The 26,920-nt window shown below is 56.3% G+C and carries 28 protein-coding genes; 18 read left to right on the forward strand and 10 right to left on the reverse strand.

Translation table 11 applies throughout. From position 1 onward, the window contains the following. Positions 1-136: 136 nt before the first annotated feature. The 6 genes from FCL49_RS07885 to FCL49_RS07910 all read left to right on the forward strand — a co-directional run bounded on the left by FCL49_RS07885 (position 137) and on the right by FCL49_RS07910 (position 4,392). Positions 137-1,321, forward strand: coding sequence for an MFS transporter (locus tag FCL49_RS07885; RefSeq protein ID WP_174353096.1), 1,185 nt, complete (start codon positions 137-139; stop codon positions 1,319-1,321). A 60-nt stretch (positions 1,322-1,381) separates the two neighbouring features. Continuing rightward, a complete protein-coding gene (locus FCL49_RS07890; RefSeq protein ID WP_174353097.1) occupies positions 1,382-2,275 on the forward strand; it encodes a LysR family transcriptional regulator in 894 nt (297 codons plus the stop codon). Positions 2,276-2,327: 52 nt separating this feature from the next. Next, positions 2,328-2,789: a GNAT family N-acetyltransferase gene (locus tag FCL49_RS07895; protein WP_174353098.1), complete on the forward strand. Its 462-nt coding sequence runs from the start codon at positions 2,328-2,330 to the stop codon at positions 2,787-2,789. A gap of 57 nt (positions 2,790-2,846) precedes the next feature. Further along, positions 2,847-3,188: an HNH nuclease YajD gene (gene yajD / locus FCL49_RS07900; RefSeq protein WP_004942039.1), complete on the forward strand. Its 342-nt coding sequence runs from the start codon at positions 2,847-2,849 to the stop codon at positions 3,186-3,188. A 275-nt stretch (positions 3,189-3,463) separates the two neighbouring features. Next, the gene (locus FCL49_RS07905; RefSeq protein WP_153857578.1) at positions 3,464-4,099 is read left to right on the forward strand and encodes an AAA family ATPase; all 636 of its coding nucleotides are present in this window, start codon (positions 3,464-3,466) and stop codon (positions 4,097-4,099) included. Beyond that, positions 4,096-4,392 carry a hypothetical protein gene (locus tag FCL49_RS07910; protein WP_174353099.1) on the forward strand — a complete coding sequence of 99 codons (297 nt, stop codon included), beginning with the start codon at positions 4,096-4,098 and terminating at the stop codon, positions 4,390-4,392. Before FCL49_RS07905 ends, FCL49_RS07910 begins: the two co-directional genes overlap by 4 nt. Positions 4,393-4,423: 31 nt before the next feature. On the opposite strand, the gene FCL49_RS07915 is transcribed toward FCL49_RS07910, so the two are convergent. From FCL49_RS07915 to FCL49_RS07940, 6 genes are all read right to left on the reverse strand, one after another. Further along, positions 4,424-5,155, reverse strand: a complete 732-nt coding sequence (locus FCL49_RS07915) for a substrate-binding domain-containing protein (RefSeq protein WP_174353100.1) — start codon at positions 5,153-5,155, stop codon at positions 4,424-4,426. Next, positions 5,148-5,927 (reverse strand): ABC transporter ATP-binding protein, encoded by a 780-nt coding sequence (locus FCL49_RS07920; protein ID WP_174353101.1) that lies wholly within the window; start codon positions 5,925-5,927, stop codon positions 5,148-5,150. Before FCL49_RS07920 ends, FCL49_RS07915 begins: the two co-directional genes overlap by 8 nt. After that, complete coding sequence (locus FCL49_RS07925) at positions 5,920-6,918, reverse strand: FecCD family ABC transporter permease (RefSeq protein WP_174353102.1); 999 nt, start codon at positions 6,916-6,918, stop codon at positions 5,920-5,922. The genes FCL49_RS07920 and FCL49_RS07925 overlap by 8 nt, the downstream gene beginning before the upstream one ends. Further along, positions 6,915-7,964: an ABC transporter substrate-binding protein gene (locus FCL49_RS07930; RefSeq protein WP_174353103.1), complete on the reverse strand. Its 1,050-nt coding sequence runs from the start codon at positions 7,962-7,964 to the stop codon at positions 6,915-6,917. Before FCL49_RS07930 ends, FCL49_RS07925 begins: the two co-directional genes overlap by 4 nt. Positions 7,965-8,132: 168 nt before the next feature. After that, positions 8,133-10,430 carry a beta-glucosidase BglX gene (bglX, locus tag FCL49_RS07935; RefSeq protein ID WP_174353104.1) on the reverse strand — a complete coding sequence of 766 codons (2,298 nt, stop codon included), beginning with the start codon at positions 10,428-10,430 and terminating at the stop codon, positions 8,133-8,135. A gap of 117 nt (positions 10,431-10,547) precedes the next feature. Beyond that, complete coding sequence (locus tag FCL49_RS07940) at positions 10,548-11,477, reverse strand: LysR substrate-binding domain-containing protein (RefSeq protein WP_174353105.1); 930 nt, start codon at positions 11,475-11,477, stop codon at positions 10,548-10,550. 116 nt (positions 11,478-11,593) lie between these two features. Here FCL49_RS07940 and FCL49_RS07945 point away from each other — a divergent pair, with 116 nt between their 5' ends. Further along, complete coding sequence (locus FCL49_RS07945; RefSeq protein ID WP_174353106.1) at positions 11,594-12,748, forward strand: pyridoxal phosphate-dependent aminotransferase; 1,155 nt, start codon at positions 11,594-11,596, stop codon at positions 12,746-12,748. A 42-nt stretch (positions 12,749-12,790) separates the two neighbouring features. After that, positions 12,791-13,570: an ABC transporter substrate-binding protein gene (locus FCL49_RS07950; protein WP_174353107.1), complete on the forward strand. Its 780-nt coding sequence runs from the start codon at positions 12,791-12,793 to the stop codon at positions 13,568-13,570. 520 nt (positions 13,571-14,090) lie between these two features. Here the strand turns inward: FCL49_RS07950 and ddlA are convergent. Then, a complete protein-coding gene (gene ddlA / locus FCL49_RS07955) occupies positions 14,091-15,194 on the reverse strand; it encodes a D-alanine--D-alanine ligase (RefSeq protein ID WP_174353108.1) in 1,104 nt (367 codons plus the stop codon). Positions 15,195-15,363: 169 nt separating this feature from the next. On the opposite strand from ddlA, the gene FCL49_RS07960 reads away from it, so the two are divergent. The 4 genes from FCL49_RS07960 to FCL49_RS07975 all read left to right on the forward strand — a co-directional run bounded on the left by FCL49_RS07960 (position 15,364) and on the right by FCL49_RS07975 (position 19,336). Beyond that, on the forward strand, positions 15,364-15,567 hold the full coding sequence (locus tag FCL49_RS07960; protein WP_006324220.1) for a ParD-like family protein: 204 nt from the start codon (positions 15,364-15,366) through the stop codon (positions 15,565-15,567). Then, entirely contained in the window at positions 15,564-16,358 is a 795-nt protein-coding gene (map, locus tag FCL49_RS07965; RefSeq protein ID WP_135315645.1) for a type I methionyl aminopeptidase, read from the forward strand. The genes FCL49_RS07960 and map overlap by 4 nt, the downstream gene beginning before the upstream one ends. A gap of 58 nt (positions 16,359-16,416) precedes the next feature. After that, complete coding sequence (gene dld, locus FCL49_RS07970; protein WP_174353109.1) at positions 16,417-18,123, forward strand: D-lactate dehydrogenase; 1,707 nt, start codon at positions 16,417-16,419, stop codon at positions 18,121-18,123. Positions 18,124-18,484: 361 nt separating this feature from the next. Then, positions 18,485-19,336 carry a DMT family transporter gene (locus FCL49_RS07975; RefSeq protein ID WP_174353110.1) on the forward strand — a complete coding sequence of 284 codons (852 nt, stop codon included), beginning with the start codon at positions 18,485-18,487 and terminating at the stop codon, positions 19,334-19,336. 54 nt (positions 19,337-19,390) lie between these two features. Here FCL49_RS07975 and FCL49_RS07980 read toward each other — a convergent pair whose 3' ends face one another. Further along, on the reverse strand, positions 19,391-19,981 hold the full coding sequence (locus FCL49_RS07980) for a Yip1 family protein (protein WP_012005797.1): 591 nt from the start codon (positions 19,979-19,981) through the stop codon (positions 19,391-19,393). 205 nt (positions 19,982-20,186) lie between these two features. Between FCL49_RS07980 and FCL49_RS07985 the strand changes: the two genes are divergently transcribed. From FCL49_RS07985 to FCL49_RS08010, 6 genes are all read left to right on the forward strand, one after another. Then, complete coding sequence (locus tag FCL49_RS07985; RefSeq protein ID WP_174353111.1) at positions 20,187-20,657, forward strand: acyltransferase; 471 nt, start codon at positions 20,187-20,189, stop codon at positions 20,655-20,657. Then, positions 20,654-21,196: a GNAT family N-acetyltransferase gene (locus FCL49_RS07990; protein WP_174353112.1), complete on the forward strand. Its 543-nt coding sequence runs from the start codon at positions 20,654-20,656 to the stop codon at positions 21,194-21,196. The genes FCL49_RS07985 and FCL49_RS07990 overlap by 4 nt, the downstream gene beginning before the upstream one ends. Positions 21,197-21,300: 104 nt before the next feature. Then, positions 21,301-22,137 (forward strand): DUF1460 domain-containing protein, encoded by an 837-nt coding sequence (locus tag FCL49_RS07995; RefSeq protein WP_174353113.1) that lies wholly within the window; start codon positions 21,301-21,303, stop codon positions 22,135-22,137. A gap of 133 nt (positions 22,138-22,270) precedes the next feature. Beyond that, positions 22,271-23,083 carry a MetQ/NlpA family lipoprotein gene (locus FCL49_RS08000; protein ID WP_174353114.1) on the forward strand — a complete coding sequence of 271 codons (813 nt, stop codon included), beginning with the start codon at positions 22,271-22,273 and terminating at the stop codon, positions 23,081-23,083. 137 nt (positions 23,084-23,220) lie between these two features. Next, positions 23,221-24,249, forward strand: coding sequence for a MerR family transcriptional regulator (locus FCL49_RS08005; RefSeq protein ID WP_174353115.1), 1,029 nt, complete (start codon positions 23,221-23,223; stop codon positions 24,247-24,249). A 125-nt stretch (positions 24,250-24,374) separates the two neighbouring features. Beyond that, positions 24,375-24,914 carry a GNAT family N-acetyltransferase gene (locus FCL49_RS08010; RefSeq protein ID WP_174353116.1) on the forward strand — a complete coding sequence of 180 codons (540 nt, stop codon included), beginning with the start codon at positions 24,375-24,377 and terminating at the stop codon, positions 24,912-24,914. 38 nt (positions 24,915-24,952) lie between these two features. Here the strand turns inward: FCL49_RS08010 and FCL49_RS08015 are convergent, their stop codons facing one another. Both FCL49_RS08015 and FCL49_RS08020 read right to left on the reverse strand, forming a co-directional pair. Next, positions 24,953-25,873: a DUF808 domain-containing protein gene (locus tag FCL49_RS08015; protein WP_174353117.1), complete on the reverse strand. Its 921-nt coding sequence runs from the start codon at positions 25,871-25,873 to the stop codon at positions 24,953-24,955. 123 nt (positions 25,874-25,996) lie between these two features. After that, positions 25,997-26,914, reverse strand: a complete 918-nt coding sequence (locus FCL49_RS08020) for an AEC family transporter (RefSeq protein WP_174353118.1) — start codon at positions 26,912-26,914, stop codon at positions 25,997-25,999. Between the last annotated feature and the right edge of the window lie 6 nt (positions 26,915-26,920).

The following is a 26,920-nucleotide window of genomic DNA, read 5'->3' on the forward strand; positions in this document are numbered from 1 at the left end:
GCGTGATTATTCCTCCTCAGAAACAGTGTAACCACCGCAAACGGATTTATCCGCCGCCAATGCCTGCGTAAATTGTGATCTCTGTCACTCCGCGCCCGTCGCGCGGTTTACGTATTCACCTGGGATGAGCGGTACTATGCTGAATAACAATGATAAACCTGCACCATCAGCCTGGCTGGCGATTTTCTCGCTGACGGTTGCCTGCTTTGTAATGGTCACCACCGAGTTTCTGCCGATCGGCCTGCTAACCAACATCGCGCCGTCGCTGGATGTCAGCACCGGCAGAGCCGGCCTGATGGTGACGGTGCCCGGCATTATCGCGGCGATCGCCGCACCGGCACTGAGCCTGGCAGCCGGTCGGCTCGATCGTCGCCTGCTGATGCTGGCGCTGAGCGTACTGCTGGCCATCTCCAATCTGGTCTCCGCACTGGCGGTTAATTTCCCCATGATGCTGCTGGGTCGCGTGTTGCTCGGTATCTGCGTCGGCGGCTTTTGGGCTTTCGCCGCCAACTATGGCCGCCATCTGGTGCCGGAAGCCAGCCAGGGGCGCGCCACCGCGCTGATCCTCAGCGGTATTTCGGTCGGAGCCGTGTGCGGCGTCCCCGCCGGAGCCCTGATTGGTGACCTGTTCGGCTGGCGTGCCGCCTTCTTTGGCAGCGCGGTGCTGGCGATCGGGGTGCTGCTGGCGCAGCTGCGCCTGTTGACTTCCGTCCCCCCCACTCGCCCGGTCACCGTAAGCGATCTGCTGTTACCATTGCGCCTGCCGATGGCCCGTACCGGGCTGATTGCCATCGTGCTGTTGTTTATCGGCCACTTTGCCGCCTATACCTACCTGAAGCCGCTGCTGCAACAGGTGTTTGTCCTCAGTCCGTCGGCAATTTCGTTGCAACTGCTGGCCTACGGCGCCATTGGTCTGCTGGGTACCTTCCTCGGTGAACGGCTGGCCGAACGTAGCCTGCGCGCCACCTTTATTCTGATCACCGCCATGTTGGCGGCTATCCTGATCGTCTCGCCGTTCCTTAGCGGTATCGCCGGTGCCACGCTGATGGTCATGGTGTGGGGGTTGGCGTTTGGCGCCGTGCCGGTCTGCGCCACCAACTGGATGTTCGCCGCCGTACCCCAGGCTCCCGAAGCCGGTCAGGCACTGCTGGTCTGCGTGATCCAGATTGCGCTGGCCTCCGGTGCGCTATTGGGCGGTGAAGTGGTCGACTGGCAGGGCGTCAGCAGCGCCATGCTGTTTGGCGGCGCGCTCACCCTGTCCGCCGCGCTGGTTTTCGGCCTGACCTTGCGTTCCGGCATGATTGGCGCTAAACAGTCATAATCATTGTTCATCCGCAGAAACACACCCCGGCCTCTGCCGGGGTTTTGCACTGAGAGCGCTATGGATCATCATTTACTCGCTATCCGGGTGTTTAATCGCGTAGTGGAAACCGGCGGTTTCACCCGCGCCGCAGACTCGTTGCGGATGCCCAAGGCCACCGTCACCAAGCTGATTCAGAACCTGGAAGATCACCTGCAAACCAAGCTGTTCCAGCGCACCACCCGCAGCGTGTCGGTCACCGCCGAGGGCGAATGCTACTACCAGAGAACGGTCAAGTGGTTGGCAGAGTTGGAGCAAATGGAAGGCAGCATGACCGAGTCGCAGACTGCGCCACAGGGCGTGCTGCGCATCGACGCCGGTGGCTCAACGGCGCGGCAGTTGCTGGTACCGGCGCTGCCGGACTTTATCTCGCGCTACCCGCAGATACAGATCGACCTGGGGGTCGGTGACCGCCTGATTGATTTGATTAACGACAGCGCCGACTGCGTGATCCGCAGCGGTCCGCTGGCCGATTCCACTCTGATTGCCCGCCGGCTGTTCGAACTTGAATGGGTCACCTGCGCCACCCCAGCCTATCTGGCGCGCCACGGCACGCCGCAACACCCGTGCGATCTGGAGCTGGGTTTTCCGCTGGCGCACTACCGCCATGCGCTGAACGATCGCATCCAGCCGCTGCACTTTGTCGATCGGGGCAAGGAGATTGATATCCAGCACCGCTATCACGTCAGCGTCAACGAGGGCAATGCCCTACTTGCCGCGGCATTGGCCGGGCTGGGCATTATCCAGACCTTCCGCTTTATGGCCCAGCCGCATCTGGACAACGGCGAACTGGTCAGCCTGCTGCACGACTGGCAACCGCCCTCGGAACAGATGTACGTGGTCTATCCCTCCAACCGCCATCTAAGCGCCAAAATGCGCGTGTTTATCGATTGGGCGATCGAGACCTTCAAATAAGCGAAAACTGCCGCTATAGTTGGCTGCTATTGGGCAAAAAACGAACCGAATTATGCGTATTGAACCACTTTCTGCGAATCGCCAACGCATTGATGAACTGGCCGCATTACTGCATCTGGAGTGGCAGGATTTCCCGCCGTGGAGCTGTCGCGATAAAATCAGCCGACGTCTTGAACAGCGTTGCGAACCGCAGCATCCTGGCATGGCGCTGTTGGCTCTGTCGCCGCAACAAGAGATCCTCGGCACTGCCAGCGTGATCGTTTACGAACTGGCGGATAAGCCGGAGCGAAAATTCTGGATGGGTGAAGTCTTTACTCACCCCCAGCACCGTGGGCAAGGGGTGGCTCGCCGCCTGATCGATCACTGCGTCACGCACTGCCGCCAGCAACAGATCGCCGAGTTGTATCTCTACACTCCCGATCAACAGTTGCTGTATCAAAAACTGGGCTGGCAACCGGTTGAGTTGCGGGAGGTTTGCGGCGAAGAAGTGACGGTGATGTGCCGCACGCTGTAATCCGGCACGTTGTGGTATTATTTACCCATTATTGTTATCACCCGACGGGCACACACCATGGCATATATCCCAAAAAACTACGCGAGGCTGGAGACCGGCTACCGCGAAAAAGCATTGAAAATTTTCCCCTGGGTCTGCGGGCGTTGCTCGCGCGAGTTTGTTTACTCCAACCTGCGTGAACTGACAGTCCACCATATCGATCACGACCACAGCAACAACCCGGAGGACGGCAGCAACTGGGAAATGCTGTGCCTGTATTGTCACGACCATGAGCACTCCAAATACACCGAAGCCGATCAGTACGGCTCCACGGTGATTGCTGGTGAAGACGCGCAAAAAGACGTCGGGGTAGCCACCCATAACCCGTTCGCCAATCTGAAATCGATGTTGAAAAAGTAGCCTTTGCCCTCAGTCATCATTAGCAGCTTAATAACTTATTAAGCTGCTAAATTAAAAAAACTCCCTCCGTACGGCCACTTCCCAGAGCATTCCTACTTGCCCAGCTACTAAGTTACCAGCAAAATAAGCTGTAAAGTTAACCGTATACTGGCTTGGCAAGCCGCCACCGTTGGTGCATATTGTTCAAGCGTTGTTATTTTTAACCTGTTTAATTATCAATCCAATAAGTTGCTAGCTTAATAAGCTATCAACTTAATAACTTGAGAGATGGCAGCATGATTGTTTTGATTGGCTCGCAAAAAGGTGGCGTAGGGAAATCGACCAAGGCGGTCAATATCGCCGGATATCTGATCCTCAAACAGGGCAAAACCGCCATCATCGTTGATGCTGACGATCAGAAATCAATCATGACCTGGTATAACGACCGTCAGAATGTCGAAGGCCTGCCGCATATCCCGGTGGTGGCTGCCTCGGGCAAAATCAAAGAGACCCTGTTGGAACTGGATCGCCATTACGATTACGTGATTGTCGATACCGCCGGTCGCGACAGCGCCGAGCTACGTTCCGGCCTGCTGGCCGCCGATCTGTTCCTCTCCCCTCTGCGCCCATCACAGATGGATCTGGACACCGTCGGCTATCTGTCGGAAATGTTTGCCACCGCGCAGGAATATAACGAGAAGGTGAAAGGCTACATTGTGCTGAATATGTGCCCGACCAATATCTTCATCAATGAAGCCAATGAAGCGGCGCAGGTGCTCAGCGAATATCCGGAGTTGACGCTGGTCAGTCACCGCCTGTGCGACCGCAAGATTTATCGCGATGCCTGGGGCGAAGCCATCACCGTGCATGAGGCGAATAACCTAAAAGCACAGGCGGAAATCGAAAGCCTGGTGAAGGAGGTGATCCTGTGAAAAAACGCGCCCCAAGCCAGCGTATGTCGGAAGACGAATTCATCAACAGCGCCACTTCCCACACCTTGCTGGCTCCCGCCCCGGAAGCCAAGCCGCAGGGCCGCAAACGCACCTATAAAGCTATTTCGGTCAGCCTAACCGATAACCACGTCGACGCGATTGATGAAATCATTGTGCAGGCGGCACGTAACGGTGTTGTGCGCATTACCCGCTCCGACATCATCAAGCTGGCGATTGACGGCCTGGCCGAAAAAAGCGAAGACCATCTGCTGCAATTGCTGAAAAAGCTGTAATAGCCTCCCAACCTGCCAACTTAATAAGCCACTAATCTATTACGTTGGCAGGTAAAAAGCCCTGTTCCCGCAGTATCCCCTGCCCCTGCTCCGCCAGAATAAATTCGGCCAAAGGCTGCGCCCGCGCATCCAACAGGCAAAGGCCGTAAACCGCTTCTATCGCCAGTGGCATGGGTAACTGACGCACCAACAATTCGGGATAGCCCGCCAACGCTGCACCATAGCTGGCATAGCCGAGGAAAATATCCGCCTGCCCGCTGTTAAGCAGATACTCTGCCGCCAGGCGATCCGCCGGCAGCGGCACGGAGTCCGCCCCACCTACCAACGTCAAAGCCCGCTGCTGCAAGGCTACTCCCTGCCCCGGTGCTAACCGCTCAATGCGCTCGAACAGTTGCTGCGCATAGTCGCCGGAAGGATCAGCGCCCGGCGTTGATGTCGCCACTCGCCAACGCGAGTCCAGCAACACCTCCAACAGTGGCGGTTCGGTTAACCCGGCAATATTACGCACCGTGGCGCACAGACGATTGCGGGCAAAAGGCTCAACCCGTGACGACAGTTGCAGACTTACCAATCGCTGCGGATGCGCCAGATTGGCCGAAGCGAAAATATGCGGTCGCTCCCCGGCTTCGATTCGCTGGCGCAGCAGCCCCGCCGGGCCAAACACCGCCTCCACCACGGCACCGGTTTGCGCCTGATATGCGGCCAGCATGGGGCCGAATGCCCCGCGCAGGCTACCGGCGGCGAACAACAAGATATTACTCACGCCCACGCTCCCGTTGGCTGCGATACAAAGGCACCAGGGTTTCGAACTGCCGACCGTCAATTTGTAAGGCTATCCGCTCAATGGCTAAATCAAACAGCGGCGACAGGCTCTCGGCCGTCAGCACTCTGGCGCAAGGTCCCATCTGATGCTGCCCGGCGGCCCCTAACAACAGCGCGCGATCGGCCACCGCATGCGCATGATTGGGCTGATGGGTAGAGAACATCACCGCCATCTGCCGCTCCCGTGCCAGATGTGATATCAGGCTCAGCACCCGGTCCTGATGATGCAAATCCAATGCGGAGGTCGGCTCGTCCAGCATCAACACTTCGCAGCTCATCGCCAGCGCGCGGGCTATCAATACCAGTTGCCGCTGCCCGCCGGACAGGCTGCCAAATTCACGTTCGGCAAAGCCCAGCATATCCAGCGACTGCAATGCTTCTTTTGCCACCCGGTGGTCCTGCGCCGAAGGAGAACGCAGCAGACCCACATAGCGCGCCCGCCCCATCAGCACGATATCCAATACCCGATAAGCAAAGGGAGCGCTGAAATGCTGTGGCACAAAGCCAATCCCGTTACCGCGATCGACCACGCCTTGCTGCAACGGTAAGGTGCCGAGCAGCAGTTGCATCAAAGTGCTCTTGCCACGCCCGTTGGGGCCAAGCACCGCCAGCACCTCACCGCGCTGTAACTGCAAATCCAACCGGTTAAACAAGGGAGCCTGACCGGGCCAGCCAAAGCTCAAATCCCTGATCGCCAATAGCGTTTCAGCCATGCCAACCTCTCAGTTGCGCCCGGCGCAACAGCAACGCAAACAGCGGTGCACCAATCAGCGCAGTCAGGATCCCCAATGGGATTTCGCTGCTGCTCAGGGTACGCGCCAGGTCGTCAATCAACACCATATACAGCGCCCCAAGGCACATAGAGGCAGGCAACAGGCGGCGATGATCCGGACCGACCAACAATCGGGCCACGTGTGGGATCACCAACCCGACCCAGCCAATGCTGCCACTGACCGCCACCTGTGCCGCGACGATGGCGGCACACAGCGTCAAAATCAACCAACGAGTCCCTTCGACGTTGATGCCCAGCCCTGCGGCGTCCTCATCTCCCAGCGACAACAGATTAATACGCCAGCGCAACGCCATCAGTAACCCGCCCCCCAACAACAACGGTAGGAACAACATCAGCAGTTTGTTATCGTCGGCGGTCGCGAAACTGCCCAGCAACCAGAACACAATGCTCGGCAGTTTCTCTTCGGTATCGGCCAGATATTGCAGCAGGCTGACGCAGGCGGAAAAAAAGCCACTGAGGATCACACCCGCCAGCACCAGCGACAGAATATTGCGCCGGGCGATAGCGCTGGTAATGGCAAAAATCAGCAGCAAGGCCGCCATGCCGAACACGAAAGCGGACAGCAACAGCGCCGCCATCGGCAGGCTGAGTAATATCGCCAGCGTGCCGCCGAAGGCCGCACCGGAAGAGACGCCGATAATATGCGGATCCACCAACGGGTTGCGAAATACGCCCTGCAGCGCCGCGCCGCACAGGGCCAACGCCGCCCCGGCGCCCATCGCCAACAGCACCCGGGGCACGCGCACCCCGAGGATCACCTGACGCTGTACCTCATCAATGTCGCCGTGCGGGCCGGTCAACGGCTCCAGCAGGATTAGCAAGCTGTGGGTCGCCGACACCGGATAGCGGCCGATCCCCAGCGATAACAATGCGCAGAGCAACGTCAGCAGGATAAGCCAACCCAGCCTCATTGCTCACTCTGGCAGCAGCTACTGCGGTAATACTGCCGGTAGTAGGCATCCACCCGCTGTTGCAAATTAACGTCGCCAAAACGCTGCGGATAGAGTTTTTTTGCCATCCATAATTCGCCCAGCGCCAACGCCTCCGGCATCGGATAACCCCAGGCCTTGGCGTATTCCGGCATCAGATAGACACGCTTGTTTTTCACCGCATCAATCCCCTGCCACTGCGGCGAACTGAGGATTTGCTTTACCACCTCGGGATAGCGTTCCTGCACGAAAATCACCGCCGGGTTCCACTTCAGCACGTCCTCAATCGACACCTGCTTAAAACCTTTAATTTCCTTCGCCGCCACGTTGAGCGCCCCAGCGTGCTGCATCATCAGCCCGGTGTATTTACCCGAACCGTAGGTGGTTAAGTCCGGGTTAGCCATGTAGACCCGCACCCGCTGATCCTCCGGCAGGTCGCGCAGCCGGTCCGCCACCAGCGCCCGCTGCTGAAATACATCCTGGATCAGCACCTCGGCCTGCGGCTGATGGCCCATTACGCTGGCGATCAGGCGGATGCCATCCTGCAAGCCCAGGTTATAGGCCTGATCCTCATCTTTCAGCACCGGGTTCATTTTCCCCGCCTGATCCGCCGCCTCACGGCGCAGTGAAATGGCCACCACCGGGATACCGGCCCTTTCAATCTGGGCAATCATTTCCGGCGGCGCATAGTTAGCCACAAACACCACCTGTGGATGCAGGCTAAGCAGGCTTTCGATATTGACCGAGGTAAGATCGCCCGGCATCGGCATGTTCGCCAACCCAGGAGCCAGGCGCAGGTAATTTGGCCCCAGCTGCTTCTTCCAGCTGCTGAGCACGCCAACCACCTGCGGCAGAGCATCGAGCTGCACCAGCAGGTTCAGCGTCTGGTGTTGCAACACCACCGCGCGGGTGATGGTATCGGGCAGCGTGACCTGTCGGTTGAGTTGGTCAGTAACCTGACGGTCCGCCTGCGCGGCACAAGAGAAAAGGACAAAAAGCAGTAACAGCCGTGGGAAGCGTTTCAACATGGGGATTTCCGGTGAGTTATCGTTGTATACAAAATGATATAGCGATGGCGGTAACGAAACAATCAGCGGGATCAACGATTGAGAAAATACGGGGGGCAAACAAGAAGTGTTGGCATGGCAATGCCAATAAAACCCTCCCCCGCGGTAGCGAGAGAGGGCCATCAGATATTACTTCAGCGTAAAGCTCTGCGCCTGTACGTCGTCGGAATCCAGGCCGACAAACACATTAAACTTGCCCGTTTCCGCGCCCCATTTCAGGCTGGCGTTATAGAACTTGAGATCCTCTTCGGTGATAGGCAACTCCACCTTCTGCGACTGCCCCGCTTTCAACATCACCTTTTTAAAGTTACGCAGCTCTTTCACCGGGCGACTGACCGAAGCGGTCACGTCCTGCAGATACAACTGCACCACTGTGGCACCGTCATATTTACCGGTGTTCTTGAGCGTGACGCTGGCAGTCATCTTGCCGTTGCGCTCCATCGTCGGGCTGGAGAGTTTCAGATCCGACAGGCTAAAGCTGGTGTAGCTCAGGCCATAACCAAACGGATACAGCGGGCCGTTCGGTGAGTCGAAGTAGCGGGAGGTGTACTTGCCCGGGTTTTCCTTGCCGAACGGACGGCCGGTATTGAGATGGTTGTAGTACATCGGGATCTGCCCGACCGAACGCGGGAAGGTCATCGGCAGCTTGCCCGACGGGTTGTAGTCGCCAAACAGTACGTCGGCCACCGCATTACCGCCCTCGGTGCCGCTGTACCAGGTTTCCAGCATCGCGTCCGCCTGTTGGCTTTCCCAGCTTAGCGCCAGCGGTCGGCCGTTCATCAGCACCAGCACCAGAGGTTTACCGGTCGCCTTCAGCGCGGCGATCAGGTCACGCTGGCTTTGTGGAATGGTGATGTCGGCACGGCTTGAAGCTTCATGCGCCATGCCCTGCGATTCACCCACCACCGCGACCACCACATCGGCTTTCTTCGCAGCCTGCACCGCCTCATCGATCATCTGCTGTGGCGGACGGGTATCAAATACCACCGCCGGCTCATACTCGTTCAGGTAGTCGATAATGCTCTTGTCCTGAGTGACGTTGGCGCCCTTGGCGTAGAGGATTTTCGCCTTGTCGCCCACCGCATGTTCCAGCCCTTCGCGCAGGGTGACCGACTGTTTAATCACCCCGGCCGCCGACCAACTGCCCATCACGTCACGCTGGCTGTCGGCCATCGGCCCGACCAGCGCAATGGTCGCCTGCTTGCTGAGTGGCAGCGTCTGCTTATCATTCTTCAACAGCACCATAGTCTTACGCGCAACTACGCGCGCTTCGGCACGATGCAAACGGCTTTCGGCATTAGTGTCCTGCGGATCGGAACCGACCGGGCCAAGATGGGTGTAAGGGTCTTTAAACAGGCCCATATCATATTTGGTATTCAGCACGTCGCGACAGGCACGGTCGATGTCACTTTCCGATACCAGCCCGTCCTTCACCAGCCCCGGCAGGTATTGGTCGTAATATTCGTCGCTCATGCTCATATCGACGCCGGAGGTGATCGCCAGGCGCACCGCATCGCGTGCGTCTGCGGCCACGCCGTGTTTGATCAGTTCCTTAATCGCACCGTGGTCACTGATGGTGATACCCTTGAAGCCCCACTGATCGCGCAGCAAATCTTTCAGCAACCAGGGGTTAGCGGTAGCCGGAATGCCGTTTATCGAGTTGAGCGAGACCATCACTCCGCCGCTGCCGGCGTCAACCGCGGCCTTATAAGGCGGCAGGTAGTCCTGGTACATTCTCAGAGGACTCATATCGACGGTGTTGTAATCGCGGCCGCCCTCAGTGGCACCGTACAGCGCAAAGTGCTTCACGCTGGCCATGATTGAGCCGGGCTTGGACGGGTCGCCGTTTTGATAGGCATCCACCATCACTTTGGCAATTTTGGATACCAGCCAGGTATCTTCACCAAAACCTTCAGAAACCCGGCCCCAGCGCGGGTCGCGGGTAATATCAACCATCGGTGAGAATGTCATGTTCAGGCCGTCATCACTGGCTTCCTGTGCCGACACTCGGCCACTGAGGGCGATGGCTTCGAGATCAAAACTGGCCGCCAGGCCGAGGCTGATCGGGAACACGGTGCGTTGGCCGTGCACCACGTCGTAGGCAAAGAACAACGGAATTTTCAGGCGGCTGAGCTGCATCGCCTGATCCTGCATGGCGCGAATATCCGGTCGGGTGACGGTATTGAAGATGGCGCCAATCTGCCCCTTGCTGATGCCGTCGCGGATCGCCTCTTTCGGGTTATCCGGACCGACGCTGATTAAGCGCAACTGGCCAATTTTTTCGGCCAGCGTCATCTGTTTCATCAGGTTGCTGACAAAGGCGTCGCGCTGCTGGGCATTAACGCCCTGGATTACGGCGCTTTCCTGCGCAAAAACCGGGCTGATGGCCAGACCGGACAACATACTCACCACACAAAGCCATTTCATATTATTTAATCTCAGGCATGTTCCCGCCGCAGGCGGCGACGGAGATGATTTATCAATGTGAAAAGGCAGTGTGCCATAACTCCTTTTCGGCGCAGAAATAATTTGTAATGTTAAAAGTTACAAGCTGTTAGCGGAGGCCGGTCGATAGTTTTGCAGCCGGCTACGGCTTTGCGCCGCTTCATCGCTGAGGAAATTGACCAGTTCGGTTAATGGCATCGGCACCATCGCCCGTTCAGGATAGACCAAATAATAGGCTGCGCCGCTGACCACGCTGAGCGGGAACGGCGTGACGATACGCTGCGCCTGGATATCTTCCTCCAACAGGCACAGGTCACCGATAGCGATGCCAAACCCCTGTAACGCGGCGCTCATCGCCAGATCGAGCGTATCGAAATGCTGCGCCTTACCGGATGGCAACGCCTCACTCCCCGCCGCCTTCAGCCACAACAGCCAGTCGCGGCGATCGCGCGTTGGGTGCAGCAGGGTTTTATCCGCCAAATCGGCCGGCGTGGGGGGACGTGACATGTCGGGCAGGTAAGACGGCGTGCAGACCGGCGTGAGAATTTCATCGAACAGATGATGTACCCGCAATTTTTTGCCCTGTGGCTGACCGAAGACCACCGCGGCATCAAAATGTTCTGCGCCAAAATCCAGCCCGTGCGACACCGAGGCGGTCAGCTCAATATGCATTTCCGGCCGTTCATTTTGCAGCCGGATAATGCGCGGTAGCACCCAGCGCATGGCACAGGTTGGGCACTTGATGCGCAGAGTGCCCGGTTGCGCTCCCACCCGCGCCAGTGCCTCGTCCAGTTGCCCCAGCGCCTGCTGTACCGGTGCCAGCAGCATCGCGCCCTGCGGGGTCAGCGTCAGGCCACGCGCCCGACGGCTGAACAACGGGTAACCCAGATGCTGCTCCAGCCCGAGGATCTGCCGACTGACCGCGCCCTGCGTCAGATGCAGACTCTGGGCGGCATGGGTGAAATTAAGCCTTTGCGCCACTACCACAAAGGTTTTCAATACGTCGAGCGATGGTAAGGATGACGACATAACGGCCTCTCAAGCCATGAGATTAACTCATGGCTAGTATGACAAACTTTCCCTTGTTGGCCCACCCTCTGTGATGCTTAATCAAACGATACCTCCCCCATTCACTGGAGCCACTCATGCTGAGCGCCTGCTCACACCGCTCGAAATTGCCGGACGTCGGCACCACTATTTTCACCGTTATCGGCCAGCTTAGCGCCGAACATCAGGCGTTGAATCTGTCGCAGGGCGCACCGAACTTCGCCTGTGAACCGCAATTGGTCGAAGCGGTGGCCCAAGCCATGCGCAGCGGTCATAACCAGTACGCACCGATGAGCGGTGTGGCGGCATTACGCACCGCACTGGCGGATAAAGTTGAACGTTTGTATGGCGCACGCTATGACGCCGACGAAGAAATCACGGTTATTGCCAGTGCCAGTGAAGGATTGTATTCCGCCATCAGCGCACTGGTGCATGCGGGCGATGAGGTGATTTATTTCGAACCGGCGTTCGACAGCTATGCGCCGATCGTGCGCTTGCAGGGCGCAACGCCGGTCGCCATCAAACTGTCGCTGCAGGATCTGCATATTGACTGGGACGAAGTCGCCGACGCCATCAATAGCAAAACGCGGATGATCATCGTCAACAGTCCACACAACCCGACCGGCAGCGTGTTTGGCGAGCATGACATCGAACGGCTGACCGCCCTGACGCGCAACACTGATATCGTCATCCTGTCCGACGAGGTTTATGAACACGTGGTGTTCGACGGCGATATCCACCACAGCATGGCGCGCCACCCACAGTTGGCCGAACGCAGCGTGATTGTGTCGTCATTTGGCAAAACCTATCACGTGACCGGCTGGCGTGTCGGTTACTGCATGGCGCCGGCAGCGTTGATGGACGAGATCCGCAAGGTACATCAGTTTATGGTGTTCTCCGCCGATACGCCGATGCAGTACGCCTTCGCCGAGGCGCTGGGCAATCCGCAAAGTTATCTGGGTCTGGCGGCCTTCTATCAACAAAAACGTGATTTACTGGCGAGCGCGCTGCAGGATTCGCGCTTTGAATTACTGCCCAGCCGTGGCAGTTTCTTTATGCTGGCCCGCTTTAGCGGCTTCAGCAGTGAAAGCGACAACGATTTTGCGGTGCGCCTGATCCGCGAAGCCAAGGTCGCGACGATCCCGCTGTCGGCGTTTTACAGCGACGGCACCAACACCGGCATCATTCGACTGAGTTTTTCAAAAGACAATGAGACCCTGCTGGAGGGCGCACGCCGTCTGTGTCAGGTATAACGCAGTTATTTTTGCTTTGACCATGGGAAAAGGGCTCCAACTATGAAATCACTGAAAACGTTGATCGCCGCAGGCTGCCTGCTGGCCGCCGGTTCCACGCTGGCGGCGGAAAACACGATGCGCTTCGGGCTGGAAGCGCTGTATCCCCCGTTCGAATCCAAATCGGCCAGCGGCAAGCTCGAAGGCTTTGATATCGATCTGGGCAACGCGGTATGTGCCGCCGCCCAGCTAAAATGCAGTTGGGTCGAGACCTCGTTCGACAGCCTGATCCCGGCGCTGAAGGCTCGCAAGTTCGACGCCATCAACTCGGCGATGAACGTCACCGACCAGCGTCGTCAGGCAATAGACTTTACCGATTCAATCTATCAGGTGCCAAATCGCCTGATCGCCAAGGCCGACAGCGGTCTGCTGCCAAACGCCACCTCGCTGGCGGGCAAACACGTCGGCGTGCTGCAAGGCTCGATTCAGGAAACCTACGCCAAGGCCCACTGGGCACCGCAAGGTGTGGACGTGGTGTCCTATCAGGATCAGAACCAGGCTTATCTTGACCTGACCGCCGGGCGGCTCGACGCAACGCTGGTGATGGCGCCATCAGGCCAAAGCGGTTTCCTGGCGCACCCGGACGGTAAGGGTTTCGCCTTTGTCGGCGATGCGGTCAGCGACGACAAAATCCTCGGTGAGGGCATTGCCTTCGGCCTGCGTAAGGGTGATGACGCGCTGAAGAAAAAGCTGAATGAGGCGATCGTCAAAGTGAAGCAGCAAGGCACCGTGAGCGAGCTGGCGAAGAAATATTTTGGCGATATTGATGTAACGGTGAAATAAGAAATCAGCTTCAAAAAAGAGCTGAGTGGTTAGCTCAGCTCTTGATTAAGTTCCCGCCATTTCCCTATGGACGACGAGTCAGTTGCTTGATGACAACGATAATTTGCAAACAGACAAGCACTGTCTGTAACGTCAATAGAACAAGACTTGCAGTTATCACTTGCACACTCCTTGTGACAGAGGGTGCGCACTTCACCATAATTGCTCTTGGTCAGTCCCTTACAATGAGTACCCGTTGGATGACAAGTACATGCAGCACACCTTTAGGTGGGAGCAAACTGGACGGCACCACCCGTATCCAGTTGGGACCAATGGAAATCGTGTGTGATTCACCACCCGCCATGCACTACTCTGACACACCTGTCATCGCCATTGATTATAAAGCAGGCTGCACAATTTGTAATCAAACAAAACACCGGGTACACTGAAAACCGGATGACAAGTACATGCAGTAGCGCTCTCTTTCAGCGCAAAAAATAGAAGAACCAGGCTACCAACCTGGTTCTTTTTTTATGCCCACTTACCGATCAAACACCGAGCTGTTCAGCGCGCGATCCTGCTGATGGCGTTCCAGCGCCAGCTCAATCAGGCGAGTGATCAATTGGCTGTAGCTGACGCCGCTGGCGGCCCAGAGTTTGGGGTACATGCTGATATTGGTGAAGCCTGGCAGCGTGTTGATTTCGTTGATCACCACGTTGTTATCCGGCGTAAGGAAAACATCGACGCGCGCCAGCCCGAAACACTCCAGCGCCCGAAAGGCTTTTAGCGCCACGTCGCGGATTTTATCGCTCACCTCCGGCTCAATCGCCGCCGGCACTATCACCTGAGCACCCTGCTCATTGATGTATTTGGTGTCGTAAGAATAGAAGGCGTCGCTCAGCACGATTTCGCCACACAGGCTGGCCTGGGGTTCGTCGTTGCCCAATACCGCGCACTCTATTTCACGGCCGACAATCGCCGACTCCACCAGCACCTTATGATCGAAGCTGAACGCCAGCGCCACCGCAGCCTCAAAACCAGCGCGATCCTGTACCTTGCTGACGCCCACCGAAGAGCCCTGGTTGGCCGGTTTAACAAACAGCGGCAGCCCCAGACGTTCGCTGAGCTGATCAAAGCTGAATTTGGCGCGGTTGCTGCGGGTCAGCGTCACAAACGGTGCTATCGCCAGCCCGGCGTCGCGCAGCAGGCGTTTGGTCACGTCTTTATCCATGCTGACCGCCGACCCCAGCACGCCGGCACCGACGAACGGCAGATTAGCCATTCGCAACAGCCCCTGTAGCGAACCGTCCTCGCCCAAGGTGCCGTGTACGATTGGGAACACGACATCGAGCTGGCCCAGCGCACCGGCGTTGCCTGATTCGATCAGTTGCTGTTTCTCCTGGCCGGGGATCAGCGCCACATTTTTATTTGAGCGGTTCAGCGCGATCAGCGCCGGGTTTTCCGCATTCAGCAGGTAATTGGACGCATCGTTAATGTGCCATTGCCCCTGCTTGTCGATCCCCAGCAGCGTGACGTCAAACTTCTCTTTGTCGATTGCATCCACAATGTTTTTTGCCGACTGCAGCGAAACTTCATGCTCCGCCGATTTACCGCCAAAGATCACCCCAACACGTAATTTGCTCACGCCCTAAATCCTTCTGAAAAATCAGTGTAAAAAAGTCGTTTATCACAATAAACGCATTGCCGGGCGGCGACAATCACTGTGAACAAGAATATTCCCATGCCACAGAAAGCAAAATGTGCAGCATCCAAACCATATACACTCCGTATATAAATCACTTATGGAGCCGACGATGGGCATTGTGAAAATTTCAGACGCGCTGCATGACGATCTGCGCCTCGCCAGCCTGACGATGACGCGTTCGATCAACGCGCAGGCAGAGTACTGGATCAAGATTGGCATGTTGGCGGAGTTCCATCCGGAACTGACCTATCCCCAACTGGTTAAAAAAATGATGAAAGATAACGCGCTGACGTTGAAGGAGATTGTCGGGTGAAAGAGATTGTGATCAAAACGCCGGAACAGATTGCCAAAATGCGCCACTCTGGCGCCCTGCTGGCGCAGGTGTTTGCTATGCTCGATGAGGTGATTGTCGAAGGTATTTCCACCATGGAGATCAACGACCGGGCCGAGGCCTTTATTGTCAATGAGCTGAAATCGCGCCCGGCCAGCAAAGGGCAGTACGATTTCCCTTATGTGCTCAATACCTCAATTGACGACGTTATCTGCCACGGCATTCCGTCGGTCAGCAAAATCTTGCGTTCCGGCATGATTGTTAATGTCGACATTACGCTGGAAAACGACGGCTATATCGCCGACTCCAGCAAGATGTACTGTATCGGCCAGACCACGCCGGTGGCCAAAAGACTGGTAAACAACGTGTATGAATCATTGTGGCAAGGCATCCGGGCAGTAAAACCGGGGGCGACGCTGGGTGATATCGGCCACGCTATTCAACAGCATGCCGAACAGGCCGGCTACAGTATTGTGCGTGAGTACTGCGGTCACGGTATCGGCCGGGATATGCACGAAGAGCCGGCGGTGCTGCACTTTGGTCAACCGGGAACCGGAATGGTCTTGCAGGAGGGCATGGTGTTTACCATCGAGCCCATGATTAACCAGGGCGACCACCGGATTAAACAGAAGAAAGACGGTTGGACGGTGGTAACCCGCGACAAAAAGCTGTCGGCCCAATGGGAACACACCGTGGCAGTCACCGCCGACGGCGTGGAGATCCTGACGCTGCGGGACGAAGAACGCCAGGCCGGTTTTGCAGAACGTTATTAAGCCACCAGGTTAGTATCCTAATAAGTCACTAAATTAATTTATTCGAAGGGAGATCGGCATGACGCAGTCCAACCAGACATTTCTCAATCAGCTGAAAAGCATCGTCGGCGGCCCGCAGTTGCTGACCGGCGAACGTAGCACCGAACGCTACCGCAAAGGCTTTCGCTCCGGCGTTGGCCAGGCACTGGCGGTGGTGTTCCCAACCAGCCTGTTGCAGCTCTGGCAACTGCTGGAGGCCTGCGTCGCTGCCGACAAAATTGTCATCATGCAGGCGGCCAACACCGGCCTGACCGAAGGTTCAACCCCCAGCGGCAATGACTACGACCGCGATGTCGTCATTATCAGCACCCTGCGGCTCAACCACGTGCAGGTGCTGGATAACGGCAAACAGGTGGTCGGTTTCCCCGGCAGTACCCTCAATCAGTTGGAAAAATTGCTTAAACCCTATGGCCGCGAGCCACATTCGGTCATCGGCTCCTCCTGTATCGGTGCGTCGGTGATCGGTGGCGTGTGTAATAACTCCGGCGGTTCGCTGGTCAAACGCGGCCCGGCCTACACCGAGATGGCGCTGTATGCCCAGTTGGGGGAAGACGGTCAATTGCGGCTGGTAAACCATTTGGGGATTAACCTGGGCGATACGCCGGAGGAAATTCTCACCCGGCTGGAAAAAGGCGACTACCGGCCGGAGGATGTCGAGCACGGCGAACTGCGTGCTTCCGACAACGAATACGCCAGCCGGGTACGCGATGTCGATGCCGATACGCCCTCCCGGTTTAATGCCGACAAGCGCCGCCTGTACGAGGCCTCCGGCTGCGCCGGCAAGCTGGCGGTGTTTGCGGTGCGGCTGGACACCTTTGAGAAAGAAGGCAAGGAACAGGTGTTTTATATCGGTACCAACGACACCGCCGTGTTGACCGAACTGCGTCGCCATATGCTGAGCCAGTTCGACAACCTGCCGGTAGCCGGCGAGTATATGCACCGGGATATTTTTGATATTGCCGAAGTGTACGGCAAAGATACTTTTATGATGATCGACAAGCTCGGCACCGACCAGATGCCCAGCTTCTTCACCCTGAAAGGCCGTATGGATGCCAGCCTTAACAAGCTGCCATTACTGCCGCACAACCTGACCGACCGGCTGATGCAGGGCCTGAGCCATCTGGCCCCCAGCCACCTGCCGAAACGGATGAAAGACTACCGCGAACGCTTTGAACATCACCTGCTGCTGAAAATGGCCGGTCCGGGCGTGGAAGAAGCGCAGCAGTACCTGAAACAGTACTTTGCCCAGGCCGACGGCGAGTTCTTCACCTGCACCCCGGACGAGGGCAAGAAAGCCTTCCTGCATCGCTTTGCCGCCGCCGGTGCCGCCGTGCGTTACCATGCGGTGCACGCCGACAAGGTAGAAGATATTCTGGCGCTGGATATCGCGCTGCGCCGTAACGACACCGACTGGTTCGAAACCCTGCCGCCTGAAATCGACAGCCAACTGGTGCACAAGCTGTATTACGGCCACTTTATGTGTCACGTATTCCACCAGGATTATGTGGTGAAAAAAGGCGTCGACAGCCACGCATTGAAAGAGAAAATGCTGGCGATCCTCGACCAGCGCGGCGCGGAGTACCCGGCGGAACATAACGTCGGCCACCTGTACCCGGCCAAGCCAGACCTGCAGGCGTTCTACCGCTCTGCCGATCCGACCAACAGCTTTAATCCGGGCCTGGGCAAAACCAGCAAACGGAAAAACTGGGCCGACAATAACCGGTAAGATGATTTCTCCCGGCCAGCGCTGGTCGGGAGATTTTGTTAATTTTATGTTGCCCCGCCTGCCAAATTTCACTATTTTGGATAGGTTAATAACTCCCTGCATTCAGGAATATCAATGACTCAGTTTGCGCACATGAAAGATCCTGCGAACACGACCCTTCCGGCCGTCGTTCTGCTGTGCGCATCCTCTGCCCCACCCGCCGTTTTCTCTGTCGTCTCTGCGGTTGCTGCTTACCCACCACGCTCTGTGGTTGTGCGCTAAGCCAAACCGAATTCTCACCTCCAGCTTTTATTGATTTACGTTCAGGCGAAGACCGCCGTGCGTACTGGAGTTTGTTACTTTCACGACAGGTGAAAACCAAATGCGATTTATTTCCCAATGGGCCAACGCCGGCCTGGCAACGCTATTCGTCCTGCTCTGGAGCAGCGGCGCGATTTTCTCTCGCTGGGGATTGGAGCATGCCTCCGCCTTTGCCTTTTTATTCTTCCGTTGCGCTATCGCGCTGGCACTGCTATTGGCGATCGGCCTGTGGCAACGGCAATGCCTGCCCGCACCCGGCACCCGCCGTCGGGTCGCGCTGATCGGGCTGCTGATGATCGGCAGTTACCAGATATGTTATCTGCTGGCGCTGGAACAAGGCATTACTCCCGGCGTATTGGCGACGTTGCTTGGCGTTCAGCCGATCCTCACTCAGTTCATTACCGAACGCCGCTGTTCCGGGCTGCGCGGCCTTGGGCTGCTGCTGGCGATGGCCGGGTTAACGCTGGTGGTATATCAAAGCCTGATGGTTGCGCACTTTTCGCTGCTCGGCATGCTGTGTGCCTTTGTCGCGCTGGGCTGCATGACCGCCGGTACGCTGCTGCAAAAAGGCCTGGCCCAAGCGCCGCTGGCCGTGTTGCCGTTGCAGTACGCGGTCGGGTTGTTGATGTGTACGCTGGTGTTACCCTTTGAACCGCTGCGGGTCGATTGGAGTGCGGCATTTATCGTACCGCTGCTGTGGATGGCGGTGGTGATTTCGGTGTTGGCGACCTTTTTGCTGTACCGGCTAATTCAACACGGCAATCTGGTGCAGGTCACCAGCCTGTTCTACCTGATCCCGGCGGTGACCGCGCTGCTGGATTACCTGCTGCTCGGCCATGCGCTGGCGGCCATCAGCATGCTGGGCATGGCGGCCATTTTGTTTGGCGTGATGCTGGTATTTCGCCAACCCTGAATAGCAAAAGCCCCCCACGCCAGACCGGCGTGAGGGGCAATATCAAAACAGAGTTTAGAATAACCAGGAACCATACCCCCACAGCAGTACCGTTACCCCCAGCAGCAGCTCAAGCAACAAGATGCCGATGGCAAAGGTAGAGCTGGAGAAGATAAACCCTTCTTTACTGTCGATATTCAGGAAGTGCGGAATGCCCAGATTCAGCAGATAGCCCGAATAGCACAGGCCAATCACGCCGACAAACAGACACAGCCACACGACGGGATACAGCGCCACGATGCCGCTGAGGAACATCGGGGTAGCAATATAGCCGGCAAACACCATGCAGCGATGCAGACTCGGACGCACTTCATAACGCCGTGCCATCCAGTGGATCACTTTCCCCATGATGGCCACACCCGCCAGCATCAATAGGTAGAAAGCTACCGCGGTATAGGATGCGGTGAACATATCGAGCCGGATAGCCTGTCCTTCGCCGGAGAGCCAGCCCAGTTGGGTGGTACCGATAAAGGCGCAGACAACCGGTATCAACGCCAGCAGCAGTACATGGTGGGTGTAAAGGTGCGAGACGCTTTCGTTCTCGCTTTTGATTTGTTCGAACTCGGTGCTTGGATGCGCCAAAAGTCCCCAAACATGACTAACCATGAGACACCTCCTCCATCGCCGTAGGTCGCGCTCGGCGAACGAATTTACCCCTCTGACGGATTGCTAACCGTACGAGGATTGCGGCCTCGGGGCTCTCTCCCCTGTACTAATTATAGTCTTTCGCTGAAAAAACGTTCGGAAAGCACAGACGTGCCGATGGTTTGCTTTATAATTCCCCCCCTGCGTCACTGCCGTGAGGAATGTCATGTCATCCGCCATTCGTGTTCTTCAGGCCGGTATTGTCGATGTCGACGCCGGTCAAAATGTCACCGTCGTTCAGCCCTGTAATCTGTATGGCTGTCGACTCGGTGATGGGGTGTTCGTCGGGCCCTTTGTCGAGATCCAAAAAAACGTCAGTATTGGCGCCCGCAGCAAAATTCAGTCGCACAGCTTTATCTGTGAATATGTCACTATTGGCGCAGACTGCTTTATCGGCCACAACGTCACCTTCGCCAACGATCTGTTTAAAGATGGCGCGCCCAATGCCGATGCCGGCAGTTGGGGCCGTACGCAAATTGGTGATGGTGTTTCCATCGGCTCCGGTGCCACAGTGCTGGCGGTGGAAATCTGCAGCGGCGCAGTGATCGGTGCCGGTTCGGTGGTCACCAAAAATATCACCCGTAAGGGGATCTATGCCGGTAACCCGGCGCGTTTGCTGAGGGAGCTTGCCCCATGAGCCAGGCGATCCAAATTGCCCCGGTCAGCCGTTTACCCGACGGCTACCTGACCAGTTGCGACTTTAGCTTTCACATCGCCCACTACGCTCAGCCGGTTTTTGATGCACCGGTCGAAAGTTGGCCGTTGCTACCGGTTACCCCCTTTCGCAAGAATTACCCGCTGGCCCCGTTCGTTAACGATGAAAGCGACACCTTTCTGGCCCGTCATCGCGGCGAGCCGGTCGGCCATATCACGCTCAGCAATAACTGGAACGGCTATGCGCTGATTGAAGAAATCGTGGTCAGCGCCCACGTGCGCCGCCTGGGTGTCGCCAGCGCATTGCTGGAAACCGCCCGCCAGTGGGCGCAGCGCCACGAAACCGCCGGGCTGATGCTGGAAACGCAAAACACCAACCTGCCCGCCTGCCGCTGTTATCAGCGCTTTGGTTTTATCCTCGGCGGCATCGATCACCTGCTGTATCGCGCTCAACCGGACATCGCCGATCACGAAATCGCCCTGTTCTGGTACCTGCCGTTTAACAGTGAAATCGGTTATTAAGTGTTAACCGAACGTTGAGGCTATGTTTAAGCATTGCCCCTCCAGACGATAGTGAGAGCTGTTATCATTTTCACCATCACGAGCCAAAACCATCGGAGGGGAAAATGTACAAGGTTGTTTCATTGATATTGGCTATTGCGCTCAGCGGCTGCGCAGATAAAATTCCGGTTGGGCAAACACCTGAACCCATTACTACCCCACCCGCAGATCTCAAGGCCAGCATGGATAACCAGACGTTAAACAAACTCAATCAGCTTCTCGCCCTGCGCGCCGCCGCACCGGCAGAGCAGCAGCAGGACAGCGGCTACATGATCGATCTGCTGTCACGGCCCTTCCTGGGAACACCTTACGTGGCCAACATGCTGATTGGCTCGCAGGATACGCCGGAAAAACTGGTGATCGACTTCCGTGGTTTGGACTGTTTTACCTATATCGATTACGTCGATGCCCTGCGCCAGGCGAGCAGCCAGACCGATTTTGTCCAGCGGCTGACCCACATCCGTTATGCCAGTGGTGAAATCAGCTTCCTGCAACGCAAGCATTTCTTCAGCGATTGGTCCCACCAGGCCAAAACCAACGTCACGGATATCACCGCCTCACTCAGCCCGCATACGGTAACGCTGGTGAAAAATCTGAACCAAAAGTCAGACGGCAGCAGCTATCTGCCGGGGCTGAAAAACGTTCAGCGCAGTATCACCTACCTGCCCAGCGATTTTATTGACGACAAGGTACTGGCCCAGTTGCACACCGGCGATTACATCGGCATTTACACTCATTTGGCCGGGCTGGACGTCACCCATACCGGCATCTATATCATGACCGAAAACGGCCCGGTGCTGCGTAACGCCTCTTCACGCAAAGAAAATATGCAGGTGGTGGACTCACCCTTTATGGATTACGTACTGGCCACGCCGGGCATCGTGGTATTTCGCGCCAAATAAGGGCGCGCAATAAAACTTCCTGTTATTAGTTAGAAGCCTTTGTGCTGAGCAGATGTTTGACTTCCCCACGGGTTCAGGCTTAGCTAACAGCACAAAACCAACTGATTTCATTGTTTTTTTCAGGGAGAAGTCGATGTCCAAAAACTGGCGTTATACCCCACTGCTGGCGGCATTCGCCGCCGTACTGATGCTGCAAGGCTGCGACCAAAAAACCGATCAGAATCATATCAAGGTCGGGGTCATCAATGGCGCAGAGCAGGACGTGGCGGAGGTTGCCAAACAGGTAGCGAAAGAGAAGTACGGCCTGGAGGTTGAACTGGTCGGTTTCAGCGGTTCGCTGCTGCCCAACGACGCTACCGATAAAGGCGAGCTGGATGCCAACGTGTTCCAGCACCGGCCGTTCCTCGAACAGCAGAATAAAGATCACGGCTACAAGCTGGTGGAAGTGGGCAATACCTTCGTATTCCCGATGGCCGGCTATTCGAAAAAAATCAAATCACTGAAAGAACTGCAGGACGGTGCGGTGATTGCCATCCCGCTGGATCCCACCAACCTCGGCCGCGCACTGCTGCTGCTGGAAAAAACCGGTCTGATCACGCTCAAACCGGGCAAAGGGCTGCTGCCAACCTCGCTGGATATCAGCGCCAACCCGCATAACTACAAGATTATGGAGCTGGAAGGCGCGCAACTGCCGCAGGTGCTGGATGACCCTAAAGTCACCGTCGCCGTCATCAGCACCACTTACATCAACCAGACCGGTCTGACGCCAACCAAAGACGGCATCTTTATCGAAGACAAGAATTCGCCGTACACCAACATTATCGTGACGCGTGAAGACAACAAGGATGCGCCGAACGTGCAAAACTTCATCAAGGCCTACGAGTCGGATGAGGTCGCCACTGCCGCCGAGAAAATCTTCAACGGCGGCGCGGTAAAAGGCTGGTAATCAATCCATTGATTTCAATTGCGGGTTCTATTAATGGAGCCCGCAACTCCCCCCGAAAATATCCTCATTTCCCCTATTGACCCTCACGCCACGTCAGGCTTTAGTATTTCTGCACGCACAAGGGAGGAGCACATCACATGCTATTGAAAGTTGGCGAACTGGCCCGCCGTTCCGGCATCACCGTCAGGACGCTGCATTATTACGACAGCATTGGTTTGCTGATTGCCTCTGCGCGTTCCGACGCCGGGTATCGCTTATATAACCGGGCTGATATTAGCCGCTTGCACCATATTCAGGCGCTGCGCCGAATGGGGATCCCGCTGGCGGAAGTCGGGGCAATTCTGGCACGTTCGGGGATGACGCTAACGACGGTGATTGAACAGCAAATAGCCATGCTGGAGCAGCAACTGGCCCAGACCGCCGCACTGCGCGATCGTTTGCAACAGATGCATGCACAGCTCACCGCCGGGGAAGAACCTGAACTGAACGACTGGCTGACGACATTGGAGTTAATGATCATGTACGACAAATATTTTACCGCCGACGAACTGGCACAACTGCCGTTCTATCAGGCCGATCCCATGCGCAATCAGCAATGGGCCGAACTGGTCAGCAACATGCGCCAGTTAATCGACAGTGGCGTTGCCCCACAAACGCTACAGGCACAGACTCTGGCCCGGCGGTGGATGCAGATGCTGGAGCGCGATACCGCAGGCAACCCGGCGTTTCTCACCCGGCTTAACGCTATGCATGCCGACGAGCCCTCCATGCGCGAACAAACCGGTATCACCCCGGCGATGACTGACTATGTGACCCGGGCCTTTGCCGAAACCAAACTGTCTATCTACCAGAAATACCTGTCTGAGGAAGAATACGCCTATGTACGCCAACACTATTTTACCCGCTTGCAGGAATGGCCGGCGCTGATCGCCCGGTTCCATCAGGCGCTCAATGACGGCGTACCGCCGGAGTCCGGGCAGGCGAAACAGCTGGCAGCCCAATGGCTTGAGCTGTTCCAATCCTATGCCGGCACCAACCCGGCCACCCAGATGAAAATTCGCCAGGCGATGGAACGGGAACCCACGCTGACTGAAGGCACCTGGCTGACCCCGGCGTTGCTGCGTTATTTGCAGCAGTCGGTGGCGCAGTTAATGCGCGGTGCATGATGAACCGTCATGGCAACACCATAGGTTTTTCTTATCTCCAGCATAAGAAAGCCCAATTTACCTTGTTGATGAAGGCGGCGCATAATGCGCTTATCTTCTGATTTTTAAGGTAAACAGGAACTATCATGCTCCATTCTGCCCCGCTGCTGCTCGTCGATGCCACGCCAGATGACATGGCGGCAGTGCAACAGATTTACGCTCACCACGTGTTATATGGCGCCGCATCCTTCGAAGAAACGCCGCCGACGCTGGAGGAAATGCAACAGCGACTGGGTAAGGTGCTGGAGGTTGGGCTGCCCTGGCTGGTGGCCAAACGGGCGGGTCAGGTGGTGGGATACTGTTACGCCACCCCTTATCGCCCTCGCCCGGCCTACCGATTTACCGTAGAGGAATCGGTCTATATTGCCGATGGTCAGCAAGGTCAGGGTATTGGCAAGCTGTTGTTGGCCGAATTGATCGCCCGCTGCGAGCTGGGCCCCTGGCGCCAGATGTTGGCTACCGTTGGCAATGCCAAAGAGAATCATGGCTCGTTGGCCCTGCATCAGAAACTGGGGTTTAGCAGCGTAGGCACGCTAAAGGCGGTGGGTTTTAAATTGGGCGAGTGGCGTGATACTCACATCATGCAACGCATGCTGGGGGAAGGTAGCGATAATTTTCCGCAATAGTGATAAACCGGGTGCAGCAACTGCACCCGGCAATATCATCAGGCTTTTAAACGGCCACGAATGGCACCGAGAGCCGAAACCACCAGCAGCACCACGCCGCCGGCAATCAAACCAAATACCACGTTGAGCAAGGCAGGAATAACCCCCTGCAAGATCTGGCCGAAGGTCGGCACCACGGTGGCGTAAGACGCCCAGTCCTCAAACAGATGATGCACCGGCGGCAGACCGTGGGTCAGGATGCCGCCACCGACCATAAACATGGCGATGGTACCAACCACCGACAGCGTCTTCATCAGGTAAGGGGCAGCACTGACAATTCCGTTACCGACTGAACGCACCGCGGCACTGCTTTTACGACTCAGATACAGCCCCAGATCGTCGAGTTTGACGATGCCGGCCACGATGCCGTAAACCCCCACCGTCATCACAATGGCGATACCGCACAGCACGATCACCTGTTGGCTGAAGGTGGCTCCCGCTACGGTGCCCAGCGTAATGGCAATAATCTCGGCGGACAGCACAAAGTCCGTCCGTATTGCCCCTTTCACTTTGCGTTGTTCGTAGGCCGCCACATCTTCGTTGGCATCCAGCGCCTCTTTCTTCTCTTCACCCGCTTGTTTGCTGTGGGTCAGGCTGTGAAAGACTTTCTCAAACCCCTCGTAGCACAGGTAGGCACCGCCCACCATCAACAGCGGCGTAATGGCCCAGGGGGCGAATGCGCTGATCAGTAACGCCAGCGGCACCAGGATCGCCTTGTTGATAAACGACCCTTTAGCCACGCTCCACACCACCGGCAGCTCGCGGTCGGCCTTAACCCCGGAAACCTGTTGCGCATTGAGCGCCAGATCGTCCCCCAATACCCCGGCGGTTTTTTTCGCCGCCATTTTGGTCATCAGCGAGACATCGTCCAGCAGTGAGGCAATATCATCGATTAACGTCAGTAAGCTACTTCCGGCCAAAATGATTCATCCTTTTAATTCATCAGTTGTCGCCTGTTTAGCATAGCGGCAAACGCCAATGAATGGGTATGGGATGATGCCTGAAAACGCCGGGTTCTGTTCCATCAGAGCCCGGCAGAGCGGTTAAATCGTCATACTCCCTAATATAAATGTCACTGTCACGACAGACAGCAAGGTGGTCCAGGTAATAATCGATGCCATCGCCTCGTGGTCGCCACCCATTTGCCGCGCCAAAATATAAGCGTTACCTGCGCAAGGGACGGCGGAATAGAGCACGGCGATGCTGGCCGGGGCGCCAGTCGCGCCAAAATATTTTATCAGCACAATAGTGATCAACGGCATCGCTACCAGTTTGAGTAACGTGGCGTAGGAAATGGAAACCATTTTGCGAATATGCATGCTGACAATCAATCCGGCGCCGACCGACATCAAACTCAGTGGCGTGGCAGCGTTAGCCAAATACTGGAATAACTGCTTGATCGCGCCTGTAATGTGTAGATCGAGCACATTCATCAACACGCCCAGTAACGCACCGATAATCAAAGGGTTTTTGGTTAACGCCAGCACCGCACCGCTAAGGCTTTTCTTGCTGCCAGTACCGTAGTGGTTCATCACCAGTACGCTCATGATGTTGGTCAAAATAATCATGTAAGCCACAAAGAAACCGGACAACGCGACGCCTTCGCTGCCAAACAGTGATTGAGACAGTGCGATGAATACATAAGAATTGTATCTGACTCCGCCCTGGAAGATTGAGGTAAACAAATCGGGCGAAGTATCAACAAAAAACTTAACAGCAAAGATAATCAAGGCAATTGCCAGGGTTGAAATTATTGTTGCCATTACAGGATAGAAACTATCCGCGCCACTAAAATTCGCCTCACTAATATCAAGAATCAATAATGCAGGAAAGAAAAGATAATAAACAAATTTATCAGAGAACCCCCAAAAAACAGCAACATCCTTGACGTAAACCTTGGATAAAAAACCAAGTACAATTAATAAAAAAATAGGCAAAATAGAAAAGAAAACGTTTAACATGAATAA

This window comes from Serratia proteamaculans (genome assembly GCF_013337185.1).
Lineage (GTDB): Bacteria > Pseudomonadota > Gammaproteobacteria > Enterobacterales > Enterobacteriaceae > Serratia > Serratia proteamaculans_D.

What these genes read in the sequence shown, in the direction of transcription:
- FCL49_RS07885 (WP_174353096.1), top strand. Translation starts at nt 137, where the DNA reads ATGCTGAATAACAATGATAAACCTGCACCATCAGCCTGGCTGGCGATT.
- FCL49_RS07890 (WP_174353097.1), top strand. Translation starts at nt 1,382, where the DNA reads ATGGATCATCATTTACTCGCTATCCGGGTGTTTAATCGCGTAGTGGAA.
- FCL49_RS07895 (WP_174353098.1), top strand. Translation starts at nt 2,328, where the DNA reads ATGCGTATTGAACCACTTTCTGCGAATCGCCAACGCATTGATGAACTG.
- yajD (WP_004942039.1), top strand. Translation starts at nt 2,847, where the DNA reads ATGGCATATATCCCAAAAAACTACGCGAGGCTGGAGACCGGCTACCGC.
- FCL49_RS07905 (WP_153857578.1), top strand. Translation starts at nt 3,464, where the DNA reads ATGATTGTTTTGATTGGCTCGCAAAAAGGTGGCGTAGGGAAATCGACC.
- FCL49_RS07920 (WP_174353101.1), bottom strand. Translation starts at nt 5,927, where the DNA reads ATGGCTGAAACGCTATTGGCGATCAGGGATTTGAGCTTTGGCTGGCCC.
- FCL49_RS07925 (WP_174353102.1), bottom strand. Translation starts at nt 6,918, where the DNA reads ATGAGGCTGGGTTGGCTTATCCTGCTGACGTTGCTCTGCGCATTGTTA.
- FCL49_RS07930 (WP_174353103.1), bottom strand. Translation starts at nt 7,964, where the DNA reads ATGTTGAAACGCTTCCCACGGCTGTTACTGCTTTTTGTCCTTTTCTCT.
- bglX (WP_174353104.1), bottom strand. Translation starts at nt 10,430, where the DNA reads ATGAAATGGCTTTGTGTGGTGAGTATGTTGTCCGGTCTGGCCATCAGC.
- FCL49_RS07940 (WP_174353105.1), bottom strand. Translation starts at nt 11,477, where the DNA reads ATGTCGTCATCCTTACCATCGCTCGACGTATTGAAAACCTTTGTGGTA.
- FCL49_RS07945 (WP_174353106.1), top strand. Translation starts at nt 11,594, where the DNA reads ATGCTGAGCGCCTGCTCACACCGCTCGAAATTGCCGGACGTCGGCACC.
- FCL49_RS07950 (WP_174353107.1), top strand. Translation starts at nt 12,791, where the DNA reads ATGAAATCACTGAAAACGTTGATCGCCGCAGGCTGCCTGCTGGCCGCC.
- FCL49_RS07960 (WP_006324220.1), top strand. Translation starts at nt 15,364, where the DNA reads ATGGGCATTGTGAAAATTTCAGACGCGCTGCATGACGATCTGCGCCTC.
- dld (WP_174353109.1), top strand. Translation starts at nt 16,417, where the DNA reads ATGACGCAGTCCAACCAGACATTTCTCAATCAGCTGAAAAGCATCGTC.
- FCL49_RS07975 (WP_174353110.1), top strand. Translation starts at nt 18,485, where the DNA reads ATGCGATTTATTTCCCAATGGGCCAACGCCGGCCTGGCAACGCTATTC.
- FCL49_RS07980 (WP_012005797.1), bottom strand. Translation starts at nt 19,981, where the DNA reads ATGGTTAGTCATGTTTGGGGACTTTTGGCGCATCCAAGCACCGAGTTC.
- FCL49_RS07985 (WP_174353111.1), top strand. Translation starts at nt 20,187, where the DNA reads ATGTCATCCGCCATTCGTGTTCTTCAGGCCGGTATTGTCGATGTCGAC.
- FCL49_RS07990 (WP_174353112.1), top strand. Translation starts at nt 20,654, where the DNA reads ATGAGCCAGGCGATCCAAATTGCCCCGGTCAGCCGTTTACCCGACGGC.
- FCL49_RS07995 (WP_174353113.1), top strand. Translation starts at nt 21,301, where the DNA reads ATGTACAAGGTTGTTTCATTGATATTGGCTATTGCGCTCAGCGGCTGC.
- FCL49_RS08000 (WP_174353114.1), top strand. Translation starts at nt 22,271, where the DNA reads ATGTCCAAAAACTGGCGTTATACCCCACTGCTGGCGGCATTCGCCGCC.
- FCL49_RS08005 (WP_174353115.1), top strand. Translation starts at nt 23,221, where the DNA reads ATGCTATTGAAAGTTGGCGAACTGGCCCGCCGTTCCGGCATCACCGTC.
- FCL49_RS08010 (WP_174353116.1), top strand. Translation starts at nt 24,375, where the DNA reads ATGCTCCATTCTGCCCCGCTGCTGCTCGTCGATGCCACGCCAGATGAC.
- FCL49_RS08020 (WP_174353118.1), bottom strand. Translation starts at nt 26,914, where the DNA reads ATGTTAAACGTTTTCTTTTCTATTTTGCCTATTTTTTTATTAATTGTA.